Genomic DNA, 22,938 nt, shown 5'->3' with positions numbered 1-22,938 from the left:
CACTGGAGGAAAGCACTGAGGCCCGGAGGGGGTTTCCGGGCCGCTGGCGGGGAGGGGGCGATCGGCGATTAGATGACGCGTTTAAAGCTGGAAGGGGTGACGCCAAACTGTTTCTGGAAAGCGGCAGAGAAGTGGCTGGCGTTGGCGTAGCCCAGATCGGCGGCTACCGTCATAACGGAGGTATTGCCATTGGCCAGCCTTCTTCGTGCCTCCTGCATGCGTTCAGCCTGAAACAGGCCATAGACGCTGTTGTTAAACAGAACGCGGAAGCCACGCTTAATTTTCAGCACGCTCAAACCGGACTCTCTCGCCAGCTCAGCAACGCCCGGCGCCTGCGTCAAATCGGCCAGCAGCAGATCCTTTGCCCGCAGCAGTTTCTGGCGCTCCACCGGGTTGAAGTGGCAGGAGAAGCAGCTGGCGTCTTCGCGGTGCTCATCCAGGACCAGGCTTAGCATCACCAGACTCTGTCCCTGTAGCCAGAGGGTCGAAGGCTTTTGTTCATGGCTGAATCCGCCGTGCATCCGCATTAGCGCATGACGCAAAGCCTGGGCCGTTAAATGGGTTTCCGCATTGCAGCGCTGCTGCTGGCAACAGCAGTGGGAGTCGATCTTATTTTTAATGACTGTACTGATATCCGGTACCCACAGCGCGAGGGTTTCAGGGCTGAAGGAGAGGGTGATGCTCTCGAATCGGCCGCCGTAGGCGGCGCTGCCGCGGCAATCTGGCGTGTGGGTAATGTAATGGCGATTGCGGGCCAGCTCCCACTCGGTGTGGCGTCTGAGCCCCTGGATGGCAAAACGCGAGGTGCCCTCGAGGATGCACGAGAAGTTAATCCTGCCCAGATCATCGTGAAGCTGTAACGTCTCAGGCTGCGCAAAATGGCCTCTCCAGAGCAAAATATCCATCCCTTCCTGCAACGAACAGCGCAGCAGTTCACACTGGGCCGGGATAGTACCGTCGTTAGCGGGTTTCCCGACCACCAACTGATGAATTGAGATTGCAGATTGCGTTTGTGGTGACTCCGTCATGACCGGGTTATCTCCCTGTGGCTTAAACCAATGCGGGTAAAAATAGAACCGAATGGGGTAGATGAGTAATTGATAATGGTTATTATTCACATTAATTCTCAGAACGCCACCCTGAAATAGCGTTTTTGGCGTCCGTAAAAATTCATCAGGAAATTCAGCCACTCCCATGTCATCTCAATCATCCAATACTGAATCTTCGTCCCGGTTCCCGCTCTGGCAGGTGATAACCCCGGTTCGCCGGAAGGTCATTCTGGCGATGGCGCTGGCGGGTCTGGCGGCCATCACCAGCCTTGCGGCGCTGCTTTTTCTGGCATGGAGCCTGCGCGATCTTCGCGTCTCGCCCGACGTTATTCCACTCAGGTCGTTGGGAGGGCTATTTGGCTGCGTGGCGCTGACTTTTGTCCTGCGCCTGCAGGCATTTAACACCTCGCATTATGCGGCGTTTCATCTGGAGAATATTCTGCGCAGCAGATTAGCGCAGAAAGCCGTGCAGCTTGCCCCGGGCGCGTTACAGCAAATGGGCAGCGGTGCGATGGCGAAGGTGATGCTGGATGATGTGAAGTCGTTACACATTTTCGTTGCTGACAGCACGCCGCTGTACGCTCGCGCGATAGTCATGCCCCTGGCGACCGCCGTTATCCTGTTCTGGCTGGACTGGCGGCTGGCCATTGCCACGCTGGGGGTGCTGGCATTGGGTTCACTGATACTTACTCTCGCCCGCCAGCGCTCGGGAGAGATGGCTCAGCGTTATCATCAGGCGCGCGAGCAGGTCAGCGCCGCGGTGATTGAGTTCGTGCAGGCCATGCCGGTGGTCAGAACGTTTGATAGCGGCAGCACCAGCTTTTTGCGCTATCAGCATGCCCTTGAGGAGTGGGTCGATGTGCTCAAAATCTGGTATCGCAAAGCCGGCTTTTCCGCGCGTTTTTCATTCTCGATCCTCAATCCGCTGCCGACCTTATTCGTTCTGATCTGGTGCGGATACGGCCTGATGCAGGCGGGCAGCCTCGATTTTATCGCCTGGGTGGCCGTTTTACTGTTGGGCAGCGGGATGGCGGAAGCGGTGATGCCCATGATGATGCTCAATAACCTGGTCGCGCAAACGCGTTTAAGCATTCAGCGTATTTATCAGGTTCTCGCGATGCCGGAACTCTCCCGTCCGCTTGTCGATCGGCAGCCGAACGATGCGAGTATTACCTTTGAGCAGGTGAGTTTTCACTATCCACAAGCGCGCGCAGGCGCGGCGCTGCAGGAGGTGAGCTTTCATGTACCTGCCGGAAAAATAGTGGCGCTGGTCGGGCCGAGCGGCGCCGGGAAAAGCACCGTGGCGCGACTCCTGCTGCGTTATGCCGATCCCGATAAAGGCCATATTCGCATCGGCGGCGTGGATCTGCGCGATATGCAGACGGACACCTTGATGCAGCAAATCTCGTTTGTATTCCAGGACAACTTCCTTTTTGCCGACACCATCGCCAATAACATTCGTCTGGGCGCGCCGGATACGCCGCTGGAAGCGGTGATATCGGCGGCCAGAGTGGCGCAGGCCCATGAATTTATCAGCGCGTTGCCGGAGGGATACAGCACCCGCGTCGGGGAGCGCGGCGTCTTTCTCTCCGGCGGTCAGCGGCAGCGCATCACCATCGCCCGGGCGCTGTTGCAGGATCGCCCCATTCTTGTGCTCGATGAGGCGACGGCGTTTGCCGATCCGGAAAACGAAGCGGCGCTGATTAAAGCCCTTGCGGCGGCCATGCGCGGCCGGACGGTCATCATGGTCGCGCATCGACTCTCCATGGTGACTCACGCCGATATGATACTGCTGTTTTCCGACGGGCGGCTCCGTGAACGCGGGAGCCACAGGCAACTGTTAGCCCAGGGCGGCCTTTATCAGCAGCTGTGGCAGCGCTATCAGCAGGCGCAGCAATGGATGCCGGGGGGAACACAACCAGAGGAGGCGGAAAATGAAAGCCAATAATCCCGCGGATAACCTGGCCTGGCGCGTCATCTGGCGCCAGCTTATCTCCAGCGTTGGCAGTCAGGCAGGGATGCTGCGGCGCAGTATGATTGCGCTGCTGCTGGCGGCATTGATGCAGGGGATTGCCTTTGCCTGCCTCTATCCGATCGTTGATGCGCTATTACGTGGTGAAGCATCGCCGCTTCTCACCTGGGCTTTGGCTTTCAGCGCTGCGGCGTTCGCGGCGCTGGCGCTACGCTGGTATGGGCTGGGCTTTGAATACCGTGGTCATCTGGCGCAGGCCACCCATGAACTGCGCCTGCGCCTGGGCGAACAGCTACGCCGCGTGCCGCTGGAAAGACTCCAGCGCGGCAGAGCGGGCGAAACGAACGCCTTGTTGCTGGGCAGCGTGGATGAAAATCTCAACTATGTGATTGCGATAGCCAATATTTTGCTTTTAACCATCGTCACTCCGCTGACCGCATCGCTGGCAACGTTGTGGATCGACTGGCGGCTGGGGCTGGTGATGTTGCTGATCTTTCCCATGCTGGTGCCGTTTTATTACTGGCGCCGGCCGGCGATGCGCCGACAAATGCAGACCCTGGGCGAAGCGCACCAGCGGCTGAGCGGGGATATCGTTGAATTTGCGCAAGGGATGATGGTTTTGCGTACCTGCGGCAGCGATGGCGAAAAAAGCCGGGCGTTGCTGGCGCATTTTAATGCGCTGGAAAGCTTGCAGAGCCGCACGCATCGCCAGAGCGCCGGCGCGACGATGCTGATCGCCGGCGTCGTGGAGCTGGGCCTGCAGGTGGTCGTGTTAGCCGGGGTGGTCTGGGTAGTAACGGGGACTCTGAACCTCGCCTTTCTGATAGCCGCCGCCGCGATGATTATGCGTTTTTCGGAACCAATGGCGATGTTTATCAGCTACACCTCGGTGGTGGAACTGATCGCCAGCGCCCTGCAGCGTATTGAGCAGTTTATGGCGATCCCGCCGCTTCCCGTCGCAGAACGCGGCGAGATGCCGGAGCGTTACGATATCCGCTTTGACACCATTTGCTACCGCTATGATGACAGCGGCGATCCCGCGCTCAACAACCTCTCTTTGACCTTTCCGGCCGCCAGCATGAGCGCGCTGGTGGGTGCCTCAGGCGCCGGTAAAACCACGGTCAGCAAACTGTTAATGCGCTATGCCGATCCGCAGCAGGGAGAGATTTCTATCGGTGGCGTCGATATTCGTCATCTGACGGCGGAACAGCTCAATAGCTTGATTTCCGTCGTGTTTCAGGATGTCTGGCTGTTTGATGACACGCTGCTGGCGAATCTCCTTATTGCCCGCCCGCAGGCCACGCAGCAGGAGGTGGAAGAGGCCGCCCGCGCGGCGCAGTGTCTTGAATTCATTTCCCGTCTTCCGCAAGGCTGGCTGACGCCAATGGGCGAGATGGGCGGGCAGCTCTCGGGCGGCGAGCGCCAGCGAATTTCCATTGCCAGGGCCTTATTGAAAGATGCGCCGATCGTCATTCTCGATGAGCCGACCGCCGCGCTGGATATTGATAGCGAACTGGCGGTACAGAAAGCTATTGATAGTCTGGTTCACAACCGGACGGTGATTATTATCGCCCATCGCCTGTCAACCATCGCCGGGGCCGGAAACATCCTGGTGATGGAAGAGGGAGAAGTGGTTGAACAGGGCACGCATGCGCAGCTGCTCTCCCGTCAGGGACGTTACCAGGCGCTGTGGCAGGCGCAAATGGCCGCGCGCGTCTGGCGTGATGCAGAGGTTGACGCATCTGAGGAGCGACTGCATGAGTGATGTTCAGTCGCAGGTGAAACCGTTAACGACCGGACGGGTGATTTTTGCCATTGCCGGGATCTATGTGACGCAGAGCCTGGTATCGGCGCTCTCTATGCAGTCCCTGCCTGCGCTGGTGCGCGCCGCCGGCGGCTCGCTGGCCCTTGCCGGCGCGACAACGCTGTTTATGTTGCCCTGGGCGCTGAAGTTTATCTGGGCGCCGTGGATTGAGCGCTGGCGCCTGCCGCCCGATCGCACGGAGCGTCGTTCTCGCCTGTTAATCCTCCGGGGTCAGGTCGGGTTGGCGGCGCTCCTGACGGTTGCCGCTGCGACCGGCGCGGTCGGGCGAACTGGGGGATTTCCCGACACGCAGATCGCCGCATTGTTTGCGCTGTTTTTACTCGCGGGTACGGTTGCCGCCACCATCGATATTGCCAGCGACGGCTTTTGTGTCGATCAGCTCAGTCGCGCAGGTTACGGCTGGGGAAACAGCGTTCAGGTCGGCGGCAGCTATCTGGGAATGATGTGCGGCGGCGGCGTCTTCCTGATGCTAGCGGCGGCATTCGACTGGCCGGTGGCCATGCTGATCATGGCGGCGCTGATCCTGGTCTTATCCGTTCCCCTGTGGCGCATTGCCGAACCCATGCGCATCACGTCTGTACCGCATGTTCCGGCGTTGGGTTATGCGCTTAAAAGGCGACAGGCGCGGCTGGGTTTACTGTTGGTGCTGATGCTGAATACCGGGATGCGGTTCGTGTTGCCTCTTCTGGCGCCGCTGCTGCTGGATCAGGGGTTGAGCATGTCGGCGCTCGGCGCGCTATTCAGCGCTGGCAATATCGCGGCTGGTATCGCAGGAACGCTGGCGGGCGGGGTGCTGATGAAATACACCTCCCCCGGCAGAGCGCTGCTTGCGGCTTATGGCCTCCAGGGCGTCGTGCTGCTGGCAATAGTAACGACGTTGCTGCTGGCGCCGGGACATTTGCGGCTGCCGTTACTCCAGGGGCTGATCATCCTGCAATCCATTTCGCTGGCCTGCGCCCTGGTCTGTCTTTACGCCACGCTGATGACGCTTTCATCGCCTCTGCAGGCTGGCGTCGATTTTACGCTCTTTCAATGTACTGATGCCGCCATCGCCATTCTGGCCGGCGTGGTTGGCGGCGTAATTGCGCAGCATTTTGGCTATGCGGCCTGCTTTATGTTTGGCGGCGCATTCACGCTGCTGGCAGCGTGGATTGCTTCTGCCCGGCTGCATTCGACAAACGCAATTGAAGGATCCGGGAATAACACAGAGAGGTAAGGGATGAAAATCAGTGAATTTTTACATCTGGCGCTCCCAGAGGAACGGCGGCTGCCGACGATATGTGGCGTCTTACGCCAGTTCGCCGATGACGAGTGCTATGTCTATGAGCGGCAACCGTGTTGGTATATCGGCAAAGGATGCCAGGCACGGTTGATCATTAATGCTGACGGCACGCGGGCGACCTTTATCAATGCGGACGGAGAGCAGCAATGGGCGGTGGGTTCTATTACCGACTGCGCGCGTCGTTTTATGGCCCATCCTCAGGTCAAAGGGCGTCGGGTATATGGCCAGGTCGGGTTTAACTTTGCGGCGCATACCCGGGGGATAGCCTATCACGCTGGCGAGTGGCCATTGCTGACGTTAACCGTTCCGCGTGAAGAACTGATTTTTGAACAGGGAAATGTCACCGTTTCTGCCGACACCGCCAGCGAATGCCGACGTCTGTGCGAGTGGGTAAAAGCAGCCGGTACGGCGACGCCGTGTAACACCGTGACTGTGGATACCGCTGACAACGGTGAGGCCTATCAGGAGCAGGTGGCGCGCGTGGTTTCGGCGATCCGCCGCGGTGAATATGTCAAAGCGATTGTCTCGCGGGCTATTGCCTTGCCATCGCGTATTGATATGCCCTCCACGCTATTATGCGGGCGGCAGGCCAATACGCCCACCCGTTCGTTTATGTTTCGCCAGCAGGGGCGAGAAGCGCTGGGGTTTAGCCCGGAGCTGGTGATGTCGGTCAGCGGAAGCAAAGTCGTCACTGAACCCCTTGCGGGTACCCGCGATCGCATGGGGGATCCGCAGCAGAATAAGGAGAAAGAGACCGAGCTGCTGCATGACGGTAAAGAGGTGCTGGAGCACATCCTGTCGGTGAAGGAGGCGATCGCTGAACTGGCGGTGGTCTGCCAGCCGGGCAGCGTGGTGGTTGAAGATTTGATGTCGGTTCGCCAGCGCGGTAGCGTTCAGCATCTGGGATCTTGCGTCAGCGGCCAGCTTGCGGAAAGTAAGGATGCCTGGGATGCATTTACCGTGCTGTTTCCGTCGATTACCGCCTCGGGTATCCCCAAGAATGCGGCCCTGAGCGCGATTATGCAAATTGAGAAGACGCCGCGGGAGCTCTATTCCGGGGCGGTGCTGCTGCTGGAGGACACGCGCTTTGATGCGGCGTTAGTCCTGCGATCCGTATTTCAGGACAGCCAGCGCTGCTGGATACAAGCGGGGGCGGGGATCATTGCGCAATCGACGCCGGAACGCGAACTGACGGAAACCCGGGAAAAATTAGCGAGCATTGCGCCCTATTTAAGGGTGTCTGCGTAACGACGGCCAACTCTGCGTAAGGCCAAAAGTGCCAGCAGGCTGGCACTTTCTTTCTACGTTATCAGGCGCTTACTGTGCGTCAGCCAGCGCCAGCCGGGCCTCTTCCTGCTCGGTGATTTTACGCTGTTGCTCAAGCTCCAGCGCGCCGCGATGAGAGAGGTAGCAGAACAGGATGCAGCAGACGATCCCGCCCATCAGCAGATAGAACCCGCCGTGCCAGCCCATTTTATCGACCATCACGCCAAACAGGCTGGTGCCTAACGAGGCGCCAAAGATATAGCTCATAAATCCGCGCAGACCCACGGCTGAACCAACGGCAAAGCTGGGGACGATCTCCATGGTCTGGACCGAGGCCAGAAACTGCGGGACGTAAATCAGGCAGCCCACAATCGCCGCGAATACCGTGACCATCAGCAGAGATTCGCTTTTCCAGTAGCCGATCAGACAGATGAAGATTAGCGCCATGCAGATCATGGCTAACGGCATCCGGCGCCCTTTGAACAGCTTGTCGGAAAGCCACCCGGCCAGTAGGGTAGAAGGAATCGCTGCCCACTCAAAAAACAGGAAGGCGACGCTCATCTGCTCTTTAGAAAAATGTTTCACCGTCAGCAGATAGATAGGCAGCCAGCTGATCATGCCGAAACGCACCATGTAGACAAAGACATCGACGAAGGAGACATACCAGGCGTTTTTGTTGCGCAGGACGTAGGTGCAGAAGATCTGGAACGCGCTCATGTTCTCCGGCGCTTGCTGATTATGTTTGGTCTTCAGCACCACTTTTTCTTCCGGCATCATCTCTTCCAGCGAAGGCAGGCCTTCCTCGCGCGGCGAACCTTTACCCAGCACCAGTACGCTGATGGCGAATACCACCGCCACGCAGGCCGGCACAATGTAGCTGGCGCTCTGCCAGTGCTCGGTACCGAGAATCGCAAATGCGGCGCCGACGATCGGGGCGACAATCCCGCCGCCGACGTTATGGGAAATATTCCAGAAAGCCCCTACGCGGCCACGCTCCCGACGCGGGAACCAGTTAGCGATGGTAATAAAAGAGGGGCCGACCCCCATCCCCTGAAACAGGCCGTTCAGGACAACCAGCGCAGCGAAGATCCAGAATGCGGTACTGAATCCTAACCCGACGTTGACGATTGCGCACAGTACGAGACCGCAGGCCATAAACACTTTCGGGCTGGCTTTATCCGCAAGGCTGCTCATCACGCCTTTACTGATACCGTACGCTATCAGCATACAGCTGCTGAGCAAACCGATCTGCGTGGCGCTAAGGTCTAACTGCTCTTTCAGATAGGGCGTGGATAATGTGAAGTTATTGCGCACAATATAGTACGCCAGATATCCCAGAAATACGCTTAGCAGCGCCTGCATGCGGTATCGACCATAAGTTGCCTGAATTTTCTCAGCAGGAACTTTATTCGCCGACGGCCCTTTTTTTAATAATGATAACATGTCGTCACCTGTATTTTATATTGATGTGAACATCAGGAGTATTTGACCTGAAGGGTGAAATAAGCGGCTATAAAATACAAATCGTCGAAATGAGTCAAAACTGACTCAAAATAATGAATTGATAGGTTACTTTTGACTCATATTGAATGAGCGAGAGCCTGCGGAAATAATTTTGCGCTGATTTTATGTCAGGCTTGTGCGGATACCAGCAAATTCCCCAATCATTATCTGGTAATCTTTCCTGATATTCCCGGACGCCCGTTTGACTATTTTGCCGGTCGCGGTGATTAATTCGCCAGATTTCATAAACGGGTAAGTTTTGTCTCAACGCTATTTTTACGGTATTTCAATATTTATGAACGGGATCACAAACATGTCTCTTCGTCGGGGCGGGATAGTGAGCAAAATGCTCGCGCTGATGCTGCTGACCGCCTGGCTGAGACCCTGTGCGGCGCAAAGCAATGAGCTGGTGATGGCGACGACATTTTCTCCCAGCGCCACCGTGTGGATTATCGATCGCTGGCAGACGGAGCCGGGGTCAGTGATGATCAGGACGCTCAACCGCACCAGCGCCTCGCTGGAACAGCTGCTTGATACGGCAAATGCCGAAAATGTCGATCTGATCCTGACCTCGTCGCCGATGCTGCTGCAGCATCTTCAGGAGCATCAAAAACTGGCGCCGTTCAGCGGTGCTCCGGCAGTCAGCCAACATCTGGTGCCGGAATCTATCCGCTCCACCTCCGTGGCCGTGGCGATTTCCGGGTTCGGTTTGCTGATTAATCGCTCGGCGCTGATGACACGGCATCTGCCTGCGCCAGCGGACTGGGATGACCTGACCGATCCCCGCTATCAGGGGGCGCTGCTGATGAGCAGTCCGTCGCGTTCGGATACCAACCATCTGATGGTGGAGTCGCTGCTGCAACAAAAGGGCTGGATTAAGGGATGGGAAACGCTGTTGACGAGTGCCGGAAACCTCGTGACCATTTCATCCCGCAGCTTTGGGGTGGCGGATAAGATTAAAAGCGGCCTGGGCGTGGCCGGTCCGGTGATTGATAACTACGCCAATCTGCTGCTGAACGATCCGCACCTGGCTTTTACCTATTTCCCGCAGTCGGCGGTTTCGCCGACCTATGTCGCGGTGCTTAAAAACAGTCAGCACGCCAGCGAGGCGCGGCGGTTTATTCGCTATCTGTTAAGCCCGGAGGGCCAGGCGATCCTCGCCGATGCTAATACCGGGAAATACCCGGTAACGCCGCTGGCGGCAGGCAATCCGCGGGCGGCGCAGCAGGCGGTGCTGATGAATCAACCGCCATTGAACTATCGGCTGATCCTCAAACGCCAGCGTCTGGTTCAACGGATGTTCGATACGGCGATCAGCTTTCGTCTTGCCCAGCTAAAAGATGCCTGGCGAGCGCTGCATAGCGCGGAGGCCCGTCTCAAGCGTCCGCTGCCCGAGATACGCGCGTTGCTGACCCGTGTGCCGGTCGATCCGGCGAGCAGCGAGGATGAAGCCTGGCTGGCTCAGTTCGACAATAAGAGCTTCGCGGAACAGCAGATGATGGAGTGGCAGCTCTGGTTTCTCAACAATCAGCGGCAGGCGATTAATAAACTGGAAGAACTGAAATGATGGGCAGGTCCATGCTGCAACGTCTGCGGCAAATCAGTATCAGTAGCAGCCTACGCGGGGCTTTTCTGATGGGGGCGCTGCTGACGCTGATTGTCAGCAGCGTCAGCCTCTATTCATGGCATGAGCAAAGTTCGCAGATCCGCTATTCGCTGGATGAGTATTTTCCGCGCATCCATTCGGCTTTTCTGATTGAAGGGAATCTCAACCTGGTGGTCGATCAGCTCAATGAATTTCTGCTGGCGCCGAATACCACGGTACGGCTGCAGCTGCGCAACCAGATTATCCAGCATCTGGATAAAATAGAGCGGCTGAGCCAGGGGTTGTCGCCGGCAGAACGCCAGCAGCTGGCGGTGATATTGCAGGACAGCCGCGCGCTGCTGGCGGAACTGGATCGCGTGCTCTACAACATGTTTCTGGTTCGCGAAAAGGTGGGAGAGCTTTCGGCGCGGATCGACTGGCTGCACGATGATTTCACCACCGAGCTGAATTCGCTGGTGCAGGATTTTACCTGGCAACAGGGAACGCTGCTCGATCAGATTGAAGCCCGACAGGGGGATGCGGCGCAGTACCTGAAACGCTCCCGGGAAGTGCAGAATGAACAACAGCAGGTCTATACCCTGGCTCGTATTGAAAATCAGATCGTTGACGACCTGCGCGACAGGCTCAATGAACTGAAATCCGGTAATGATGACGGCATGCTGGTGGAGACGCATATCCGCTATCTTGAAAACCTGAAGAAAACGTCGGATGAAAATATTCGTGCGCTGGATGACTGGCCGAGCACCATTACCCTGCGACAAACGATCGATGAGCTGCTGGAAATTGGCATGGTGAAAAATAAGATGCCGGACACCATGCGCGACTACGTTACCGCGCAAAAAGCGCTCGTGGAAGCCAGCCGGGCCAGAGAAGCAACGCTGGGACGCTTCAGAACGCTGCTGGAAGCCCAGCTTGGCAGCAGTCACCAGCAGATGCAGATGTTTAATCAGCGTATGGGGCAGATTGTCCGGGTCAGCGGCGGATTAATCCTGGTGGCGACGCTGCTGGCGCTGCTGCTGGCGTGGGGGCTGAATCATTATTTTATTCGCTCGCGGCTGGTGAAGCGCTTTACCGCGCTGAATCAGGCGGTGGTGCAGATTGGTCTGGGCCAGACCGAGGCGACCATTCCGGTTTACGGGCGCGACGAGCTGGGACGTATTGCCGGTTTGCTTCGCCATACCCTGGGTCAGCTTAATGCGCAAAAACAGCAGCTTGAACAGGAGATAGGCGAGCGGAAAGCGATTGAGGCCGATCTGCGTGCCACTCAGGACGAGCTGATCCAGACTGCTAAACTGGCGGTGGTGGGGCAGACGATGACCACCCTGGCGCATGAGATCAATCAGCCGTTGAATGCGCTGTCGATGTATCTTTTTACCGCAGGAAGGGCAATCGAGCAGGGACAGACGGAGCAGGCGCGGACGACGTTAAGCAAAGCGGAAGGGCTGATCAACCGCATTGACGCGATTATCCGCTCCCTGCGCCAGTTTACCCGCCGCGCAGAACTGGAAACAGCGCTGCACCCGGTCGATTTGCGCCAGACATTTACCGTGGCGTGGGAATTGCTGGCGATGCGACATAAACCTCAGCAGGGGACGCTGCTGATACCGGATGACACCGTCTGGATCCTGGGAGACGAAGTGCGTGTCCATCAGGTGCTGGTGAACGTGCTGTCAAATGCCCTTGATGCTTGCCCGCACGCAGCGCAAATCACCGTGAGCTGGCAAATCCAGGGCGAAAGGCTGTGCGTGTTGATTGCCGATAACGGCCCCGGCTGGCCTGCGGCCTTACTCCCTTCGCTGTTAAAGCCGTTCACTACCAGCAAAGCCGTGGGACTGGGAATAGGGCTTTCGATATGTGTTTCGCTGATGACGCAAATGGAAGGGGCGTTGCGCCTGGCGTCGACGTTTACGCGCAGTGCCTGCGTGGTGCTGGAATTCAATTTGACGGATGTAAAAGATGTTGAGTAATAACTGTTCGATTCTGCTAATTGATGATGATGCCGATGTGCTGGATGCCTATACGCAGCTGCTTGAGCAAGCGGGGTATCACGTCAGTGCCTGTAATAATCCTTTTGATGCGCGGGAGCAGGTGCCGAAGGACTGGCCCGGCATTGTTTTAAGCGATGTCTGCATGCCCGGCTGCTCCGGAATCGATTTAATGACGTTGTTTCATCAGGATGACGATCTGCTGCCGATTCTGCTTATCACCGGTCACGGCGATGTGCCGATGGCGGTGGAGGCGGTGAAAAAAGGGGCCTGGGATTTCCTGCAAAAACCGATCGATCCGGGCAAGCTGCTCACGCTGGTGGATGCCGCGCTGCGTCAGAGGCAATCGGTGATCGCCCGTCGCCAGTATTGTCAGCAAAAATTACAGGTTGAGCTTATTGGCCGTAGCCAATGGACGGATCGGTATCGCCAGCGCCTTCAGCAGCTGGCAGAGACGGATATTGCGGTATGGCTTTACGGAGAGCCGGGAACCGGCCGCATGACCGGCGCGCGGTACCTGCACCAGTTAGGGCGTCACGCCGACGGTCCGTTTATCTCCTGCGAACTAAATACGGCTAACGCCCACACGCTGAATGAACTGATCGCGCAAGCCCAGGGCGGGACACTGGTCTTAAGTCACCTGGAGCATCTGACTCACGGGCAACAGCATCATCTGGTACAGCTGCAGAGTCATGAGAAACGGCCTTTTCGCCTGATTGGTATCGGTAATGCTTCGCTGGTGGAGCTGGCCGCCAGCAGCCAGATAGTGGCGGAACTCTATTACTGCTTCGCGATGACGCAAATTGGCTGCCAGCCTCTGTCAAAGCGACCTGATGATATCGAGCCGCTGTTTCATCACTATTTGCAAAAAACCTGTCAACGGCTGAATCATCCCGTCCCGGAGGTGGATGCCGGTCTGTTGAAGGGGATGATGCGGCGAGTGTGGCCAAATAACGTTCGCGAACTGGCGAACGCCGCCGAGCTGTTTGCGGTGGGGGTATTACCGCTCGCGGAAACGGTGAATCCGCAGATGCTTGTCGGCGAACCGACGCCGCTGGATCGGCGGGTTGAGGACGTCGAGCGGCAGATTATCACTGAAGCGCTGAATATCCACCAGGGACGTATCAATGAGGTGGCGGAGTATCTGCTTATACCGCGTAAAAAACTCTATCTCAGAATGAAGAAGTATGGCCTGAGTAAAGAGCATTACAAAGGGGTGTAGGGCAGTTTAAGGGGAGGAGGTGACGATGCGGTCATTTCCTCTGCGCAAAAACAGGACCACTACCCGCGGTGAATTTTCATGTCGGGAAATAATGCCTTTAATTTTTTATTAATCGTATGACAAATATTGTTTGTTACCTCAAGGTTCTGGGTATATAAAGAAACGGCAGTTAAGATCATACGAAAAATAATAACGTATTAAAAATGATACCTTAAAAAAATAACGAATTCCCGGGGTTAATTTTGATACGTTAAAAGTCACTGCAATAAATCAGGTTATGTGATCGCGGTTAGTGAATTAGCATAGTTGCATTTCATAAAATAGCCAAATAAACACCACGTTTTTATTACCTGAATCAGCGTCAAATAAACCTGACGCTACTTTATATTACTGAGGCCATATTATGGAAACCGTTCAAAATACCCTCGTCGCTCGCGAGAGCAGCGGCTGGAGAAAGAGTGATACCGTCTGGATGCTGGGTCTGTACGGTACTGCGATTGGCGCAGGGGTGCTTTTTTTGCCAATTAACGCCGGGGTCGGCGGTTTAATTCCGTTAATCATCATGGCTATTCTTGCATTTCCGATGACGTTTTTTGCCCACCGTGGTTTAACTCGTTTTGTTCTGTCGGGCAAAAACCCGGGGGAAGATATTACCGAAGTTGTGGAAGAGCATTTCGGTACGGGCGCCGGTAAGCTCATCACGCTGCTGTACTTCTTCGCTATTTATCCGATTCTGCTGGTCTACAGCGTGGCTATTACTAACACGGTCGATAGCTTTATTACTCACCAGCTTGGTCTGGTGTCTCCGCCGCGCGCCATTTTGTCGCTGATTCTCATTGTCGGCATGATGGGAATCGTCCGCTTTGGCGAAAAAATGATTGTTAAAGCCATGAGTGTGCTGGTGTTTCCATTCGTCTTTGCGCTGATGGTGCTGGCGCTGTATTTGATACCGCAATGGAACGGCGCAGTACTGGATACGCTGTCGCTGAGCAGCGCCTCCGCAACGGGGAACGGTCTGTGGATGACCCTGTGGCTGGCAATCCCGGTCATGGTGTTCTCCTTTAACCATTCGCCAATTATCTCCTCCTTTGCGGTGGCAAAGCGGGAAGAATATGGTCAGGACGCTGAGCGCAAGTGCTCGCGTATCCTGGGCTTCGCCCACATCATGATGGTGCTGACCGTGATGTTCTTCGTGTTCAGCTGCGTGCTAAGCCTCTCACCGGAAAACCTGGCGGAAGCGAAGGCTCAGAATATCTCCATTCTTTCCTACCTGGCGAACCACTTCAACGCGCCGGTGATTGCCTGGATGGCGCCGATTATCGCCATGATCGCGATTACCAAATCCTTCCTTGGCCACTACCTCGGGGCGCGTGAAGGTTTCAACGGCATGGTGATTAAATCTCTGCGCGGAAAAGGTAAATCCATCGAAATCAACAAGCTGAACAAGATTACCGCGCTGTTTATGCTGGTGACGACCTGGCTTGTCGCTACCCTGAACCCAAGCATCCTGGGCATGATTGAGACCCTGGGCGGTCCGGTTATCGCGATGATTTTGTTCCTGATGCCAATGTATGCCATTAACAAAGTCCCGGCCATGCGCAAGTACAGCGGTCATATCAGCAATGCGTTTGTGGTTGTCATGGGGTTAATTGCCATCTCCGCCATTTTCTTCTCTCTGTTTAGCTAAGTATTCAGCGCCGCCTGCCACAGGCGGCGCATCCGTTTTGCTATGTAACCGCATGGGTGCCACATGATTAGCGTTTTCGATATTTTCAAAATCAGCATCGGGCCGTCCAGCTCACATACCGTCGGGCCGATGAAAGCGGGAAAACATTTTGTTGATACCCTGCAGGAAAAGGGCCTGCTGCAAAAAGTGAATCGTCTGGTAGTGGATGTGTATGGTTCACTGTCATTAACGGGTAAAGGTCACCACACCGATATCGCCATCATTCTCGGACTATCGGGATATTTACCGGATACCGTGGATATCGACGCCATCCCCGGTATTATTCGTGATGTGAATACCATGCATCGTCTGTTTATAGAAGAAGGCCAGCGAGAAATTCAGTTCCCCGTGGCGGAATGCATGCGTTTTCATAATGAATTTCTGCCGCTGCATGAAAACGGCATGAGCATTACGGCGTTTTGCGACGGCAAAATTGCCCATTTCCAGACCTATTATTCCATCGGCGGCGGTTTTATCGTGACGGAGGAAAACTTTGGTAAGAATCAGGATGCCGAAGTCGATATTCCGTTCCCGTTCTATTCCGCACGTAATCTGCTGGCGCACTGTCATGACAACTGCCTGTCGATTTCTGCCGTGATGATGAAAAATGAGATCGCTCGCCACGGCAGAGAGAGCGTGGAGCAAAATATGGCGAAAATCTGGGAGACCATGAGAAACGCCATTAACCGGGGTATGAATACGGAAGGCATCTTGCCGGGGCCGCTGAAAGTACCGCGCCGTGCTTCTGCGCTGCACCGCGTGCTGGCGCCCCAGAGCCAGTCGATTACGCCACTGAGCGCCATGGATTGGGTCAATATGTTCGCGATGGCGGTGGGAGAGGAGAACGCGGCGGGCGGGCGAGTGGTTACCGCGCCGACTAACGGCGCCTGCGGCATTGTTCCGGCGGTACTGGCCTATTACGATCGTTTTATCAAAGAGGTGACGCCGGAAATCTATATGCGCTATTACCTGACGGCGGGCGCCATCGGCATTCTGTACAAGATGAATGCCTCGATTTCCGGAGCAGAAGTTGGTTGCCAGGGAGAAGTGGGCGTGGCCTGCTCAATGGCCTCTGCCGGTCTGGCCGAACTGCTGGGCGGCAGCCCGGAGAAGGTGTGCATTGCCGCGGAGATCGGCATGGAGCATAACCTCGGCCTGACTTGCGATCCGGTGGCCGGGCAGGTCCAGGTCCCCTGTATCGAGCGTAACGCGATTGCGGCAGTGAAGGCGATTAACTCTGCCAGCATGGCGATGTACCGGACCAGCGATCCAAAAGTCTCACTGGATAAAGTCATCGAAACGATGTTTGAGACAGGCAAAGACATGAATGCCAAATACCGTGAAACCGCCCGGGGCGGTCTGGCAATAAAAGTCGCGGTATGTGAATCCTGATTTTGGATAAAACCGCCTGTGCGCGCTGCAGGCGGTTTACTCTTTCTCTGGCCGCGAAACTTGCCGGCCGTCTTCTGAAGTCCCTTAGCTTTTTTTCTCCGCGTCCGGCGGTGTGAAAGACCATACCACGCTGTTCGAAGCCGATGAGGTGTACCACTCGTTAATGGTGGCATTAGCCTCGCCAGGCGGCGTAGCAGTGGGCAATTTCTCTTTTGCCTGAGGCGTTTTTTTACGGATACGGATACGGGAAGGGGTCTCGGCATTGAGCTGCGCCTTAAAGGTGCGCATGTGCGAATCGAATAAAATCGACTCCAGCTGATGCAGACGATCCAGACCGCGCAAAATGCCAATAAGCGTACTGAGGGTCACCGACTCACCCAATTCAACGCGCTTAATGGTTGCCGCACCTACCTGGGCGCGTTCGGCCAGCTCAATCTGTGACAATCCCAGCTGTATACGCGTTTCTTTAATTCTTCGGCACAGTTCAGAAATAATTTCACTGTCGGGCATGGTACTGAAACGCATCTTAATTCCTCTACTGCGTATTAATTCTTAACTGATTATTTAACATGTTACTTTGTAAATAAAGTGGATAATGTCTCTTTTGCGAGAGTGGCGACATTGTTTTTCGCGTATGTCATCAGGTCGTTAGCAGTTATGAGGTTTTCAGTTACTTAAGAAGTGCCGTGGCTATCTTTTTTCATTATCCGAATAGAAATGGGAGCAGAGATCGCCGGAGGTGATATGATTTACACCGACTTTATGAACACGAAGAACGTGGAGCAGGGAAGTGCCGCGACTCCTTCAGGGCATCCTGGCGCTGATTATTATCAAAAATGTCATTTTTTTTGTTTTGTTAGATTCAAATGTTCTTGTCGATTGTATCGAATTCCTTATTGCTCAAAGTATTGAGTTTTTTAACCCGAGGCAAAATAAGGTCTTAATGGTTTAAATATTCTTACTCGCTGTTGCAGTATTTTAATTAACTGCTAGTTTTAAAACGTTGACGCAGCGATGGAGTCAACAACATAGCGAATCAACATCCCATATTTTGAGAGGTTAAAATGTTTAAACTGTCAATTTTTGCGTTTTTACTATCTATGTTTACCACTTCCGCTATTGCAGATGATGATATTGCAGCACTGATTGTTGATCCCGGTCCGGGTGTGTGTAATTTAATTAATGCTGGCATTGACGTTCCAGGCATAATCGACATTAGTGTTTGTAAAAAATAATACAAAATCAGCCCACTTTAAAAAGTTCACGTATGAAAATCACGCGTAATCAAGATATTGATCGTATGAGAGGACTCACAGTCTTTCTGATGCTGGTTGTTAATAGCCCAGTAGACTTGAGGATAACGAACTCTGCGTTAATCCACTCAGAATGGGCGGGGTTATCGTTGGCGGATACCGTGTTTCCTACGTTTCTTTTTATTGTGGGTATTTCTCTGACGCTGTCAAATCGTCTTAAAAAACTCACGCTGCGAGGCCTGTTTATAAGGTCAACGCTTCTATTCCTGACAGGAATATTTCTGAAAGCAATTGTCTTTGTTTTGTACGATCAGGAGCATTTCAAAATCATGGGGGTGCTGCAACGCATCGGTATTTGCTATGGAGTGACAGGCTTAATTTATCACTTTATCAGCAATAAAAAGTTACCTGCTCTATGCCTGGCGCTCATACTTGCGTGGTCAGCCATTTTAATGATATGGGGAGATTATAATCAATACGCAAATATTTCTGATGTCGTAGATGATTTACTGCTTGGCGCGCATGCTAATTATTATAATACTGACACTGGCAGATCTGGGGACTCAGAAGGCGTATTGAGCACGCTCGGCGCCCTTGTCACCACTTTGTCAGGCGTTATCTTCGGAGAGCAAATAAATAAAATCAGTGACGCCCGGGGGTTCTGTTATGGAATGGTTTGTATAATAACGGGTTTTGTTCTGGCTTACTATTTTTCGATACCGATTGTTAAGAAGCTCTGGACACCATCATTTCTCTTAATTTGTGTCGGCATTGCAATTTGGCTTTATCTATTAGTGAAAATAATGGCCGTAATAGATCTCACCTGGCTCGAGTACCCGGGAAAACATTCCCTGGCTATTTATGTGATTTCAGTCATCGCTTTTGATGTTCTGCTTTACTGTCATGTCTGGCACTCTTTATTTGTTGCAGTCTACACCTGGCTAATTCCGCGCAGTATTCCTCTCCAGGGAGCAACGTTGTTTTTTTCTGTGCTGTTTTCATCTGTTATATGTTTTACACCGTATCTGATACAAAAAACGATGTTTTTCGTTAAAAGAGCGATCTAAGCCGACTGACAACCCGGCCACACAACCTGATGTCTGCCTCTGTAATGGCGGAAACCCGGGAGCAGGGTGGTTACCCGATAAACTGATGAAAATGGGATTTACCGTAGCTGATAGAAAAATAAGCAAACAGCCTGTGCGAGGAGAAACAGGCTGTTAAATATAACAGATGCTATATTAAGCTCTGATGAAATTTATCAGGATCGTTATTTATAAACTTCAGCAGTTGCTTCAAAGTTTGGACCATGCTCACGAGCCGCGGTAATCACATAGAACTTGCCACCTTTTTCATCAGCTAATTTTGAAAGCTGATCGTGCAAGTCAGAGGGAGAAGAGAATTGACCGCCGGAAGGTCCTACAGAGATACTGCCTACATGGGTCAGTTTAAAATGGTCAACTTCTTGTTTCGTAATCAACTGAGAGGCTGAGGCGCCAAATGCAAACGCGGATAACGCTAATGCAGCTAATACCTTTTTCATTATCTAATCTCCTTTAAATAAAGCTCATCGAAAGCTTTTTCATTTTAAGTATAGTAGCCATTTTCAGTACCGCCAAAAAATGACGGTGAACACCGTGGCAATCCCAGGATTAATCCAGCGTTATCCTGATGGCAGGAATCAAGATAGCAAGACTTGCGGTGAAGCCAGGTGGTCATGTCTAAGAAATTCAGAAAGGATGTTGGCATGAGAGCACGGCAATATGCAGACGATACGTTTTCGTCTTTGTTGTCAGACGTTGGCTGAGAATATCCTGAGTGGTTCTGGTTCTTGAGCCGGTAAAAGAACAACACCGCTGCATATACCATCCGGGAGGCAGTAAGCGATAACATGTCGCAAGATCCCGGCAGCGGGAATGGAAACGCCGGGAGCATTAGCAGAATCCCTGGCGGGTTAACCTGAGTTCTGGTCACAACCGCATAATCTGGCTGACACCATATTTGTCAAAGCTAAGTTCAGAAGTCCAGGGCCGCGGTCGATGACATCATGAAGGATTTTTAGGCGGTTGATTTCTTTCACTGTGAACATCCCGGCGTCATGTATAGCCACAGAAAACTCCTCATCAGGAAAAGTGAAGTGAGTTGTTGACCAGCCATACAGGTCTGAGAACTATAGCCTGGACATTCCTGATTGATGATGGGCCACAAATAGGCATTAGCATTGAGCCGTTACATCATTTGTTATTACAAGATTAAAAAGTCACTCGGTTTAGCCAGTTTCAAATGTCACCTGAAGTGACATGGACATGGGCGGAAGTTATGTTCTGAAGGGAGAGGTGATAAAAGGTAAAATATCTGGCCTGCGGTAGTAGACCAGATATTTTAGTTTGAGTGGGAGTCGTTACTCTACACAGTAATCAATTCTGCAATTTTTGTTGCGACAACTGCCAGCGTATCTTCTCCCGTGTCCAGACCGCTTCGGGATGCGAGCAAGGGACTGACATTGCGGAGAGCTTCATACGTTGTGTTATGAACGATCGGTACGAGTTGGTTCCCGGCCAGTAAAGCTGAAAGCTCTTTATCAGCAACGCCTTCTTTGGGCAGTCGGTTTAATAGCGCTGGAGTCACTAATACCAGACCGATTCGAGAATTTGCTAATCCTTTATCGATGGCACGCATCATAGGAACGCCAAGAGCAAGATCCTTTTCGCTAAACCATACTTTGACGCCTGCAGCCTCGAGCAAATCGTGTAGCTCTTTGGCTACGCCTTGTCGATCATCCCAAGCGTGGCAAAGGAATACATCACGCAAATCCGGCTTCTCTGCGACAAGCTTCTCTACCGTTTGGCGAATCGGTGTGAGAGATTGTACTTGGGCGGTTGTGTAGGAAACGGAAGATCCCGATTTTGACCAGCGAGGCTTTGTACCGCTGCTGGAACCACCGCTACTGCTTCCACGACTTCCGCCAGCGCTGCCTGACGAGGAGTAGGACGGATAACTATCATAACTGTAGCTGCTGCGGCGATAACCACTGCGATTGCGACAGGCTGGACAGGCAGCAGCGGCGGCTGCTGAGCTATGTCCACGTACAGGAGCCGTACATCTGGCCATGTTCTGTTTTCCCCTTAATATTCTGGAATATATCTGCTGTGATAGTAAAACCAGATAAGTAATGGGGATTATTGGTTGCAAACTCAACTGCCATGTTTTCAAAAGCTTGTACTTCATCACACTGCCACAGCTGAACTATCCAAAAAAAAGAGCAGGGGGCTAGCGTTTCAGGCTGGCCCTGAATTCATCCGGGTTTACCAGGACCGGATTAATTGCCCTGAGTTGCTCCTGAACTCTGGCCTGAGCCCGTCGTTTTGGCATCTTTTTGCTCCTGTCACGCTTGCCATCGCGTTCGAGTTCATCCATTTTGCTTTGCGCCAGCTTCAGTACAGCCCCAAGACGTTTGTTATCAACAATTTGCCCCTGGTCGAGACATTCCAGTTTGTCGAACACCTGATATTTGAGTGAACGGTAACCGTATTTGAATGCCAGCGTGCCGTCAGGATAGTCGTAGACAGTTATTTTCTCGCCAGCGATGCGAGTATTTTCTTCAGTAGGTTCAACCAGATATATCATTTTGTCATAGCGGAATGTCAGCGTTTTAGACAGCTTACGCAGTTCCTGCCAAGCAAAGATATCATCCAGCTCTTCGTTGCTTTCAGACACCGGGCGGTGCAGATCTTTGGGGTATTTTGCTGGTCTTGCGAAGCGACGATTGAAGTCAGCGATGAAGGTATCCAGCCAGGCGTTGGCGGCTTCAATACTGCAGATTCCCTCGAGACGCATCTCTTTGATAAGCCGATCCTGAAGTGTCTGATTTGCTCGCTCCACACGGCCTTTAGCCTGTGGACTGTTGGCACAAATCAACTCGATCCCAAGTTCAGAAAGTACACGGCCAAACTGGGTGACTCCGGTCGTAGTGGATCCTCCATTATTGACCCTGAAAATGCCGTGCTTATCGCTGTAGAACGCAAGGGGCTTGCCGTGTTGCTCGAGATACTCGCGAGTGGCCATCATGTAATCAAAAGCTGATTCAGTCTCACCAAAACGGAGGTGCATCAGGCGGCCAGTCGCGTCATCAATAAAGACGAGCAGGCAGCATTTCGGTGCACGGCCTTCAAACCAGTCGTGCGGGGAACCATCAATCTGAACAAGTTCTCCGAGGCAGTCACGCCGATATCTGGGTTGATGAACGCGGGGCCTGCGACGTGAATAAGGAACCCAGAGTCCATCCGCTGTCATCCATTTTCTGAGCGTTTCAACAGATACTGTGATGTTGTGGCGTTCGCGTAATTTTTCTGCGGCCAGTGTTGGTCCAAAGTCGCTGTAATGATCGTGAAGTAACGAAAGAACTCGCAGCTTCAGTGACTCAGGAAGCCTGTGATTACCAGGGCGTCCACGCCGAAGGTTTACCAATCCTGCGGCACCAGACTCACGAAAGCGGTTCATTAACCGCTGTGTCTGACGTTCGGTCAAAGCAAGCTGATGAGCAGCATCACGACGGCGCATACGTTTTTCAACAACTGATTGAATGACGTTGATCCGACTGATTTCTTTATCTGACATGGTCACAAGCATCCTGATGTCTCCATGGCCTGAGGATTGGATCCTTTATGCCAGAAAAAGTGACATCACTAAATGGGTTAAAAGTGACATTAGAATATGGGAGCTACATCATTTGTCTAGCCAATGTTGAAATGTCGTGCTGAAAACAAAGCTGACCTGACGTCAGTGGAGAGTCTGGACAATGCCTTTTTAAGGTTGAGTCAGGCTTTGGAGGAAGAACGTGGTTGCCAGGTTTTCTCG

General features: G+C 53.5%; 17 protein-coding genes. 11 read left to right on the top strand and 6 right to left on the bottom strand.

Annotated features, from left to right (window positions below; all coding sequences use genetic code 11):
* Nucleotides 1-68: 68 nt before the first annotated feature.
* The gene (gene ybtA / locus K2184_RS26885) at nt 69-1,028 is read right to left on the bottom strand and encodes a yersiniabactin transcriptional regulator YbtA (protein ID WP_004102097.1); all 960 of its coding nucleotides are present in this window, start codon (nt 1,026-1,028) and stop codon (nt 69-71) included.
* Nucleotides 1,029-1,284: 256 nt separating this feature from the next.
* Between ybtA and ybtP the strand changes: the two genes are divergently transcribed.
* Genes ybtP through K2184_RS26865 form a run of 4 tightly spaced genes read left to right on the top strand, consistent with a single transcriptional unit; the run spans nt 1,285 to nt 7,376 of the window.
* Nucleotides 1,285-2,997: a yersiniabactin ABC transporter ATP-binding/permease protein YbtP gene (ybtP, locus tag K2184_RS26880; RefSeq protein ID WP_163524987.1), complete on the top strand. Its 1,713-nt coding sequence runs from the start codon at nt 1,285-1,287 to the stop codon at nt 2,995-2,997.
* The gene (ybtQ, locus tag K2184_RS26875; protein ID WP_163524922.1) at nt 2,984-4,786 is read left to right on the top strand and encodes a yersiniabactin ABC transporter ATP-binding/permease protein YbtQ; all 1,803 of its coding nucleotides are present in this window, start codon (nt 2,984-2,986) and stop codon (nt 4,784-4,786) included. The genes ybtP and ybtQ overlap by 14 nt, the downstream gene beginning before the upstream one ends.
* Nucleotides 4,779-6,062, top strand: coding sequence for an MFS transporter (locus tag K2184_RS26870; protein ID WP_163524923.1), 1,284 nt, complete (start codon nt 4,779-4,781; stop codon nt 6,060-6,062). Before ybtQ ends, K2184_RS26870 begins: the two co-directional genes overlap by 8 nt.
* A gap of 3 nt (nt 6,063-6,065) precedes the next feature.
* The gene (locus K2184_RS26865) at nt 6,066-7,376 is read left to right on the top strand and encodes a salicylate synthase (RefSeq protein ID WP_032746064.1); all 1,311 of its coding nucleotides are present in this window, start codon (nt 6,066-6,068) and stop codon (nt 7,374-7,376) included.
* Nucleotides 7,377-7,445: 69 nt separating this feature from the next.
* Here the strand turns inward: K2184_RS26865 and pgtP are convergent, their stop codons facing one another.
* Nucleotides 7,446-8,837: a phosphoglycerate transporter PgtP gene (gene pgtP, locus K2184_RS26860; RefSeq protein WP_004102086.1), complete on the bottom strand. Its 1,392-nt coding sequence runs from the start codon at nt 8,835-8,837 to the stop codon at nt 7,446-7,448.
* Between the two features lie 406 nt (nt 8,838-9,243).
* Between pgtP and pgtC the strand changes: the two genes are divergently transcribed.
* The 5 genes from pgtC to K2184_RS26835 all read left to right on the top strand — a co-directional run bounded on the left by pgtC (nt 9,244) and on the right by K2184_RS26835 (nt 16,828).
* Entirely contained in the window at nt 9,244-10,464 is a 1,221-nt protein-coding gene (gene pgtC / locus K2184_RS26855) for a phosphoglycerate transport regulator PgtC (protein WP_016808960.1), read from the top strand.
* A complete protein-coding gene (pgtB, locus tag K2184_RS26850; protein ID WP_004102084.1) occupies nt 10,461-12,470 on the top strand; it encodes a two-component system sensor histidine kinase PgtB in 2,010 nt (669 codons plus the stop codon). The genes pgtC and pgtB overlap by 4 nt, the downstream gene beginning before the upstream one ends.
* Nucleotides 12,460-13,710: a two-component system response regulator PgtA gene (gene pgtA / locus K2184_RS26845; RefSeq protein WP_023320954.1), complete on the top strand. Its 1,251-nt coding sequence runs from the start codon at nt 12,460-12,462 to the stop codon at nt 13,708-13,710. Before pgtB ends, pgtA begins: the two co-directional genes overlap by 11 nt.
* A gap of 403 nt (nt 13,711-14,113) precedes the next feature.
* Nucleotides 14,114-15,397, top strand: a complete 1,284-nt coding sequence (locus K2184_RS26840) for an HAAAP family serine/threonine permease (protein WP_004102080.1) — start codon at nt 14,114-14,116, stop codon at nt 15,395-15,397.
* A 63-nt stretch (nt 15,398-15,460) separates the two neighbouring features.
* On the top strand, nt 15,461-16,828 hold the full coding sequence (locus tag K2184_RS26835) for an L-serine ammonia-lyase (RefSeq protein ID WP_004102078.1): 1,368 nt from the start codon (nt 15,461-15,463) through the stop codon (nt 16,826-16,828).
* An 84-nt stretch (nt 16,829-16,912) separates the two neighbouring features.
* Here the strand turns inward: K2184_RS26835 and K2184_RS26830 are convergent, their stop codons facing one another.
* Nucleotides 16,913-17,353 (bottom strand): helix-turn-helix domain-containing protein, encoded by a 441-nt coding sequence (locus tag K2184_RS26830; RefSeq protein WP_004102076.1) that lies wholly within the window; start codon nt 17,351-17,353, stop codon nt 16,913-16,915.
* Nucleotides 17,354-17,892: 539 nt separating this feature from the next.
* Between K2184_RS26830 and K2184_RS26825 the strand changes: the two genes are divergently transcribed.
* Nucleotides 17,893-18,063 (top strand): hypothetical protein, encoded by a 171-nt coding sequence (locus K2184_RS26825; RefSeq protein ID WP_163524925.1) that lies wholly within the window; start codon nt 17,893-17,895, stop codon nt 18,061-18,063.
* Nucleotides 18,064-18,095: 32 nt separating this feature from the next.
* Nucleotides 18,096-19,148: a heparan-alpha-glucosaminide N-acetyltransferase domain-containing protein gene (locus tag K2184_RS26820; RefSeq protein ID WP_049091740.1), complete on the top strand. Its 1,053-nt coding sequence runs from the start codon at nt 18,096-18,098 to the stop codon at nt 19,146-19,148.
* Between the two features lie 203 nt (nt 19,149-19,351).
* Here K2184_RS26820 and K2184_RS26815 read toward each other — a convergent pair whose 3' ends face one another.
* From K2184_RS26815 to K2184_RS26805, 3 genes are all read right to left on the bottom strand, one after another.
* Nucleotides 19,352-19,624: a DUF1471 domain-containing protein gene (locus tag K2184_RS26815; protein WP_004113093.1), complete on the bottom strand. Its 273-nt coding sequence runs from the start codon at nt 19,622-19,624 to the stop codon at nt 19,352-19,354.
* A gap of 863 nt (nt 19,625-20,487) precedes the next feature.
* Nucleotides 20,488-21,192 (bottom strand): toll/interleukin-1 receptor domain-containing protein, encoded by a 705-nt coding sequence (locus K2184_RS26810; RefSeq protein ID WP_031591821.1) that lies wholly within the window; start codon nt 21,190-21,192, stop codon nt 20,488-20,490.
* 159 nt (nt 21,193-21,351) lie between these two features.
* On the bottom strand, nt 21,352-22,698 hold the full coding sequence (locus tag K2184_RS26805) for an ISNCY family transposase (RefSeq protein ID WP_077251107.1): 1,347 nt from the start codon (nt 22,696-22,698) through the stop codon (nt 21,352-21,354).
* Nucleotides 22,699-22,938 lie beyond the last annotated feature (240 nt).

Source organism: Klebsiella sp. K5-306, from assembly GCF_051835185.1.
GTDB classification, from domain to species: domain Bacteria; phylum Pseudomonadota; class Gammaproteobacteria; order Enterobacterales; family Enterobacteriaceae; genus Klebsiella; species Klebsiella oxytoca.
Note: the sequence above shows the minus strand (reverse complement) of the source record. Positions and strands in the feature narration are given on the sequence as shown.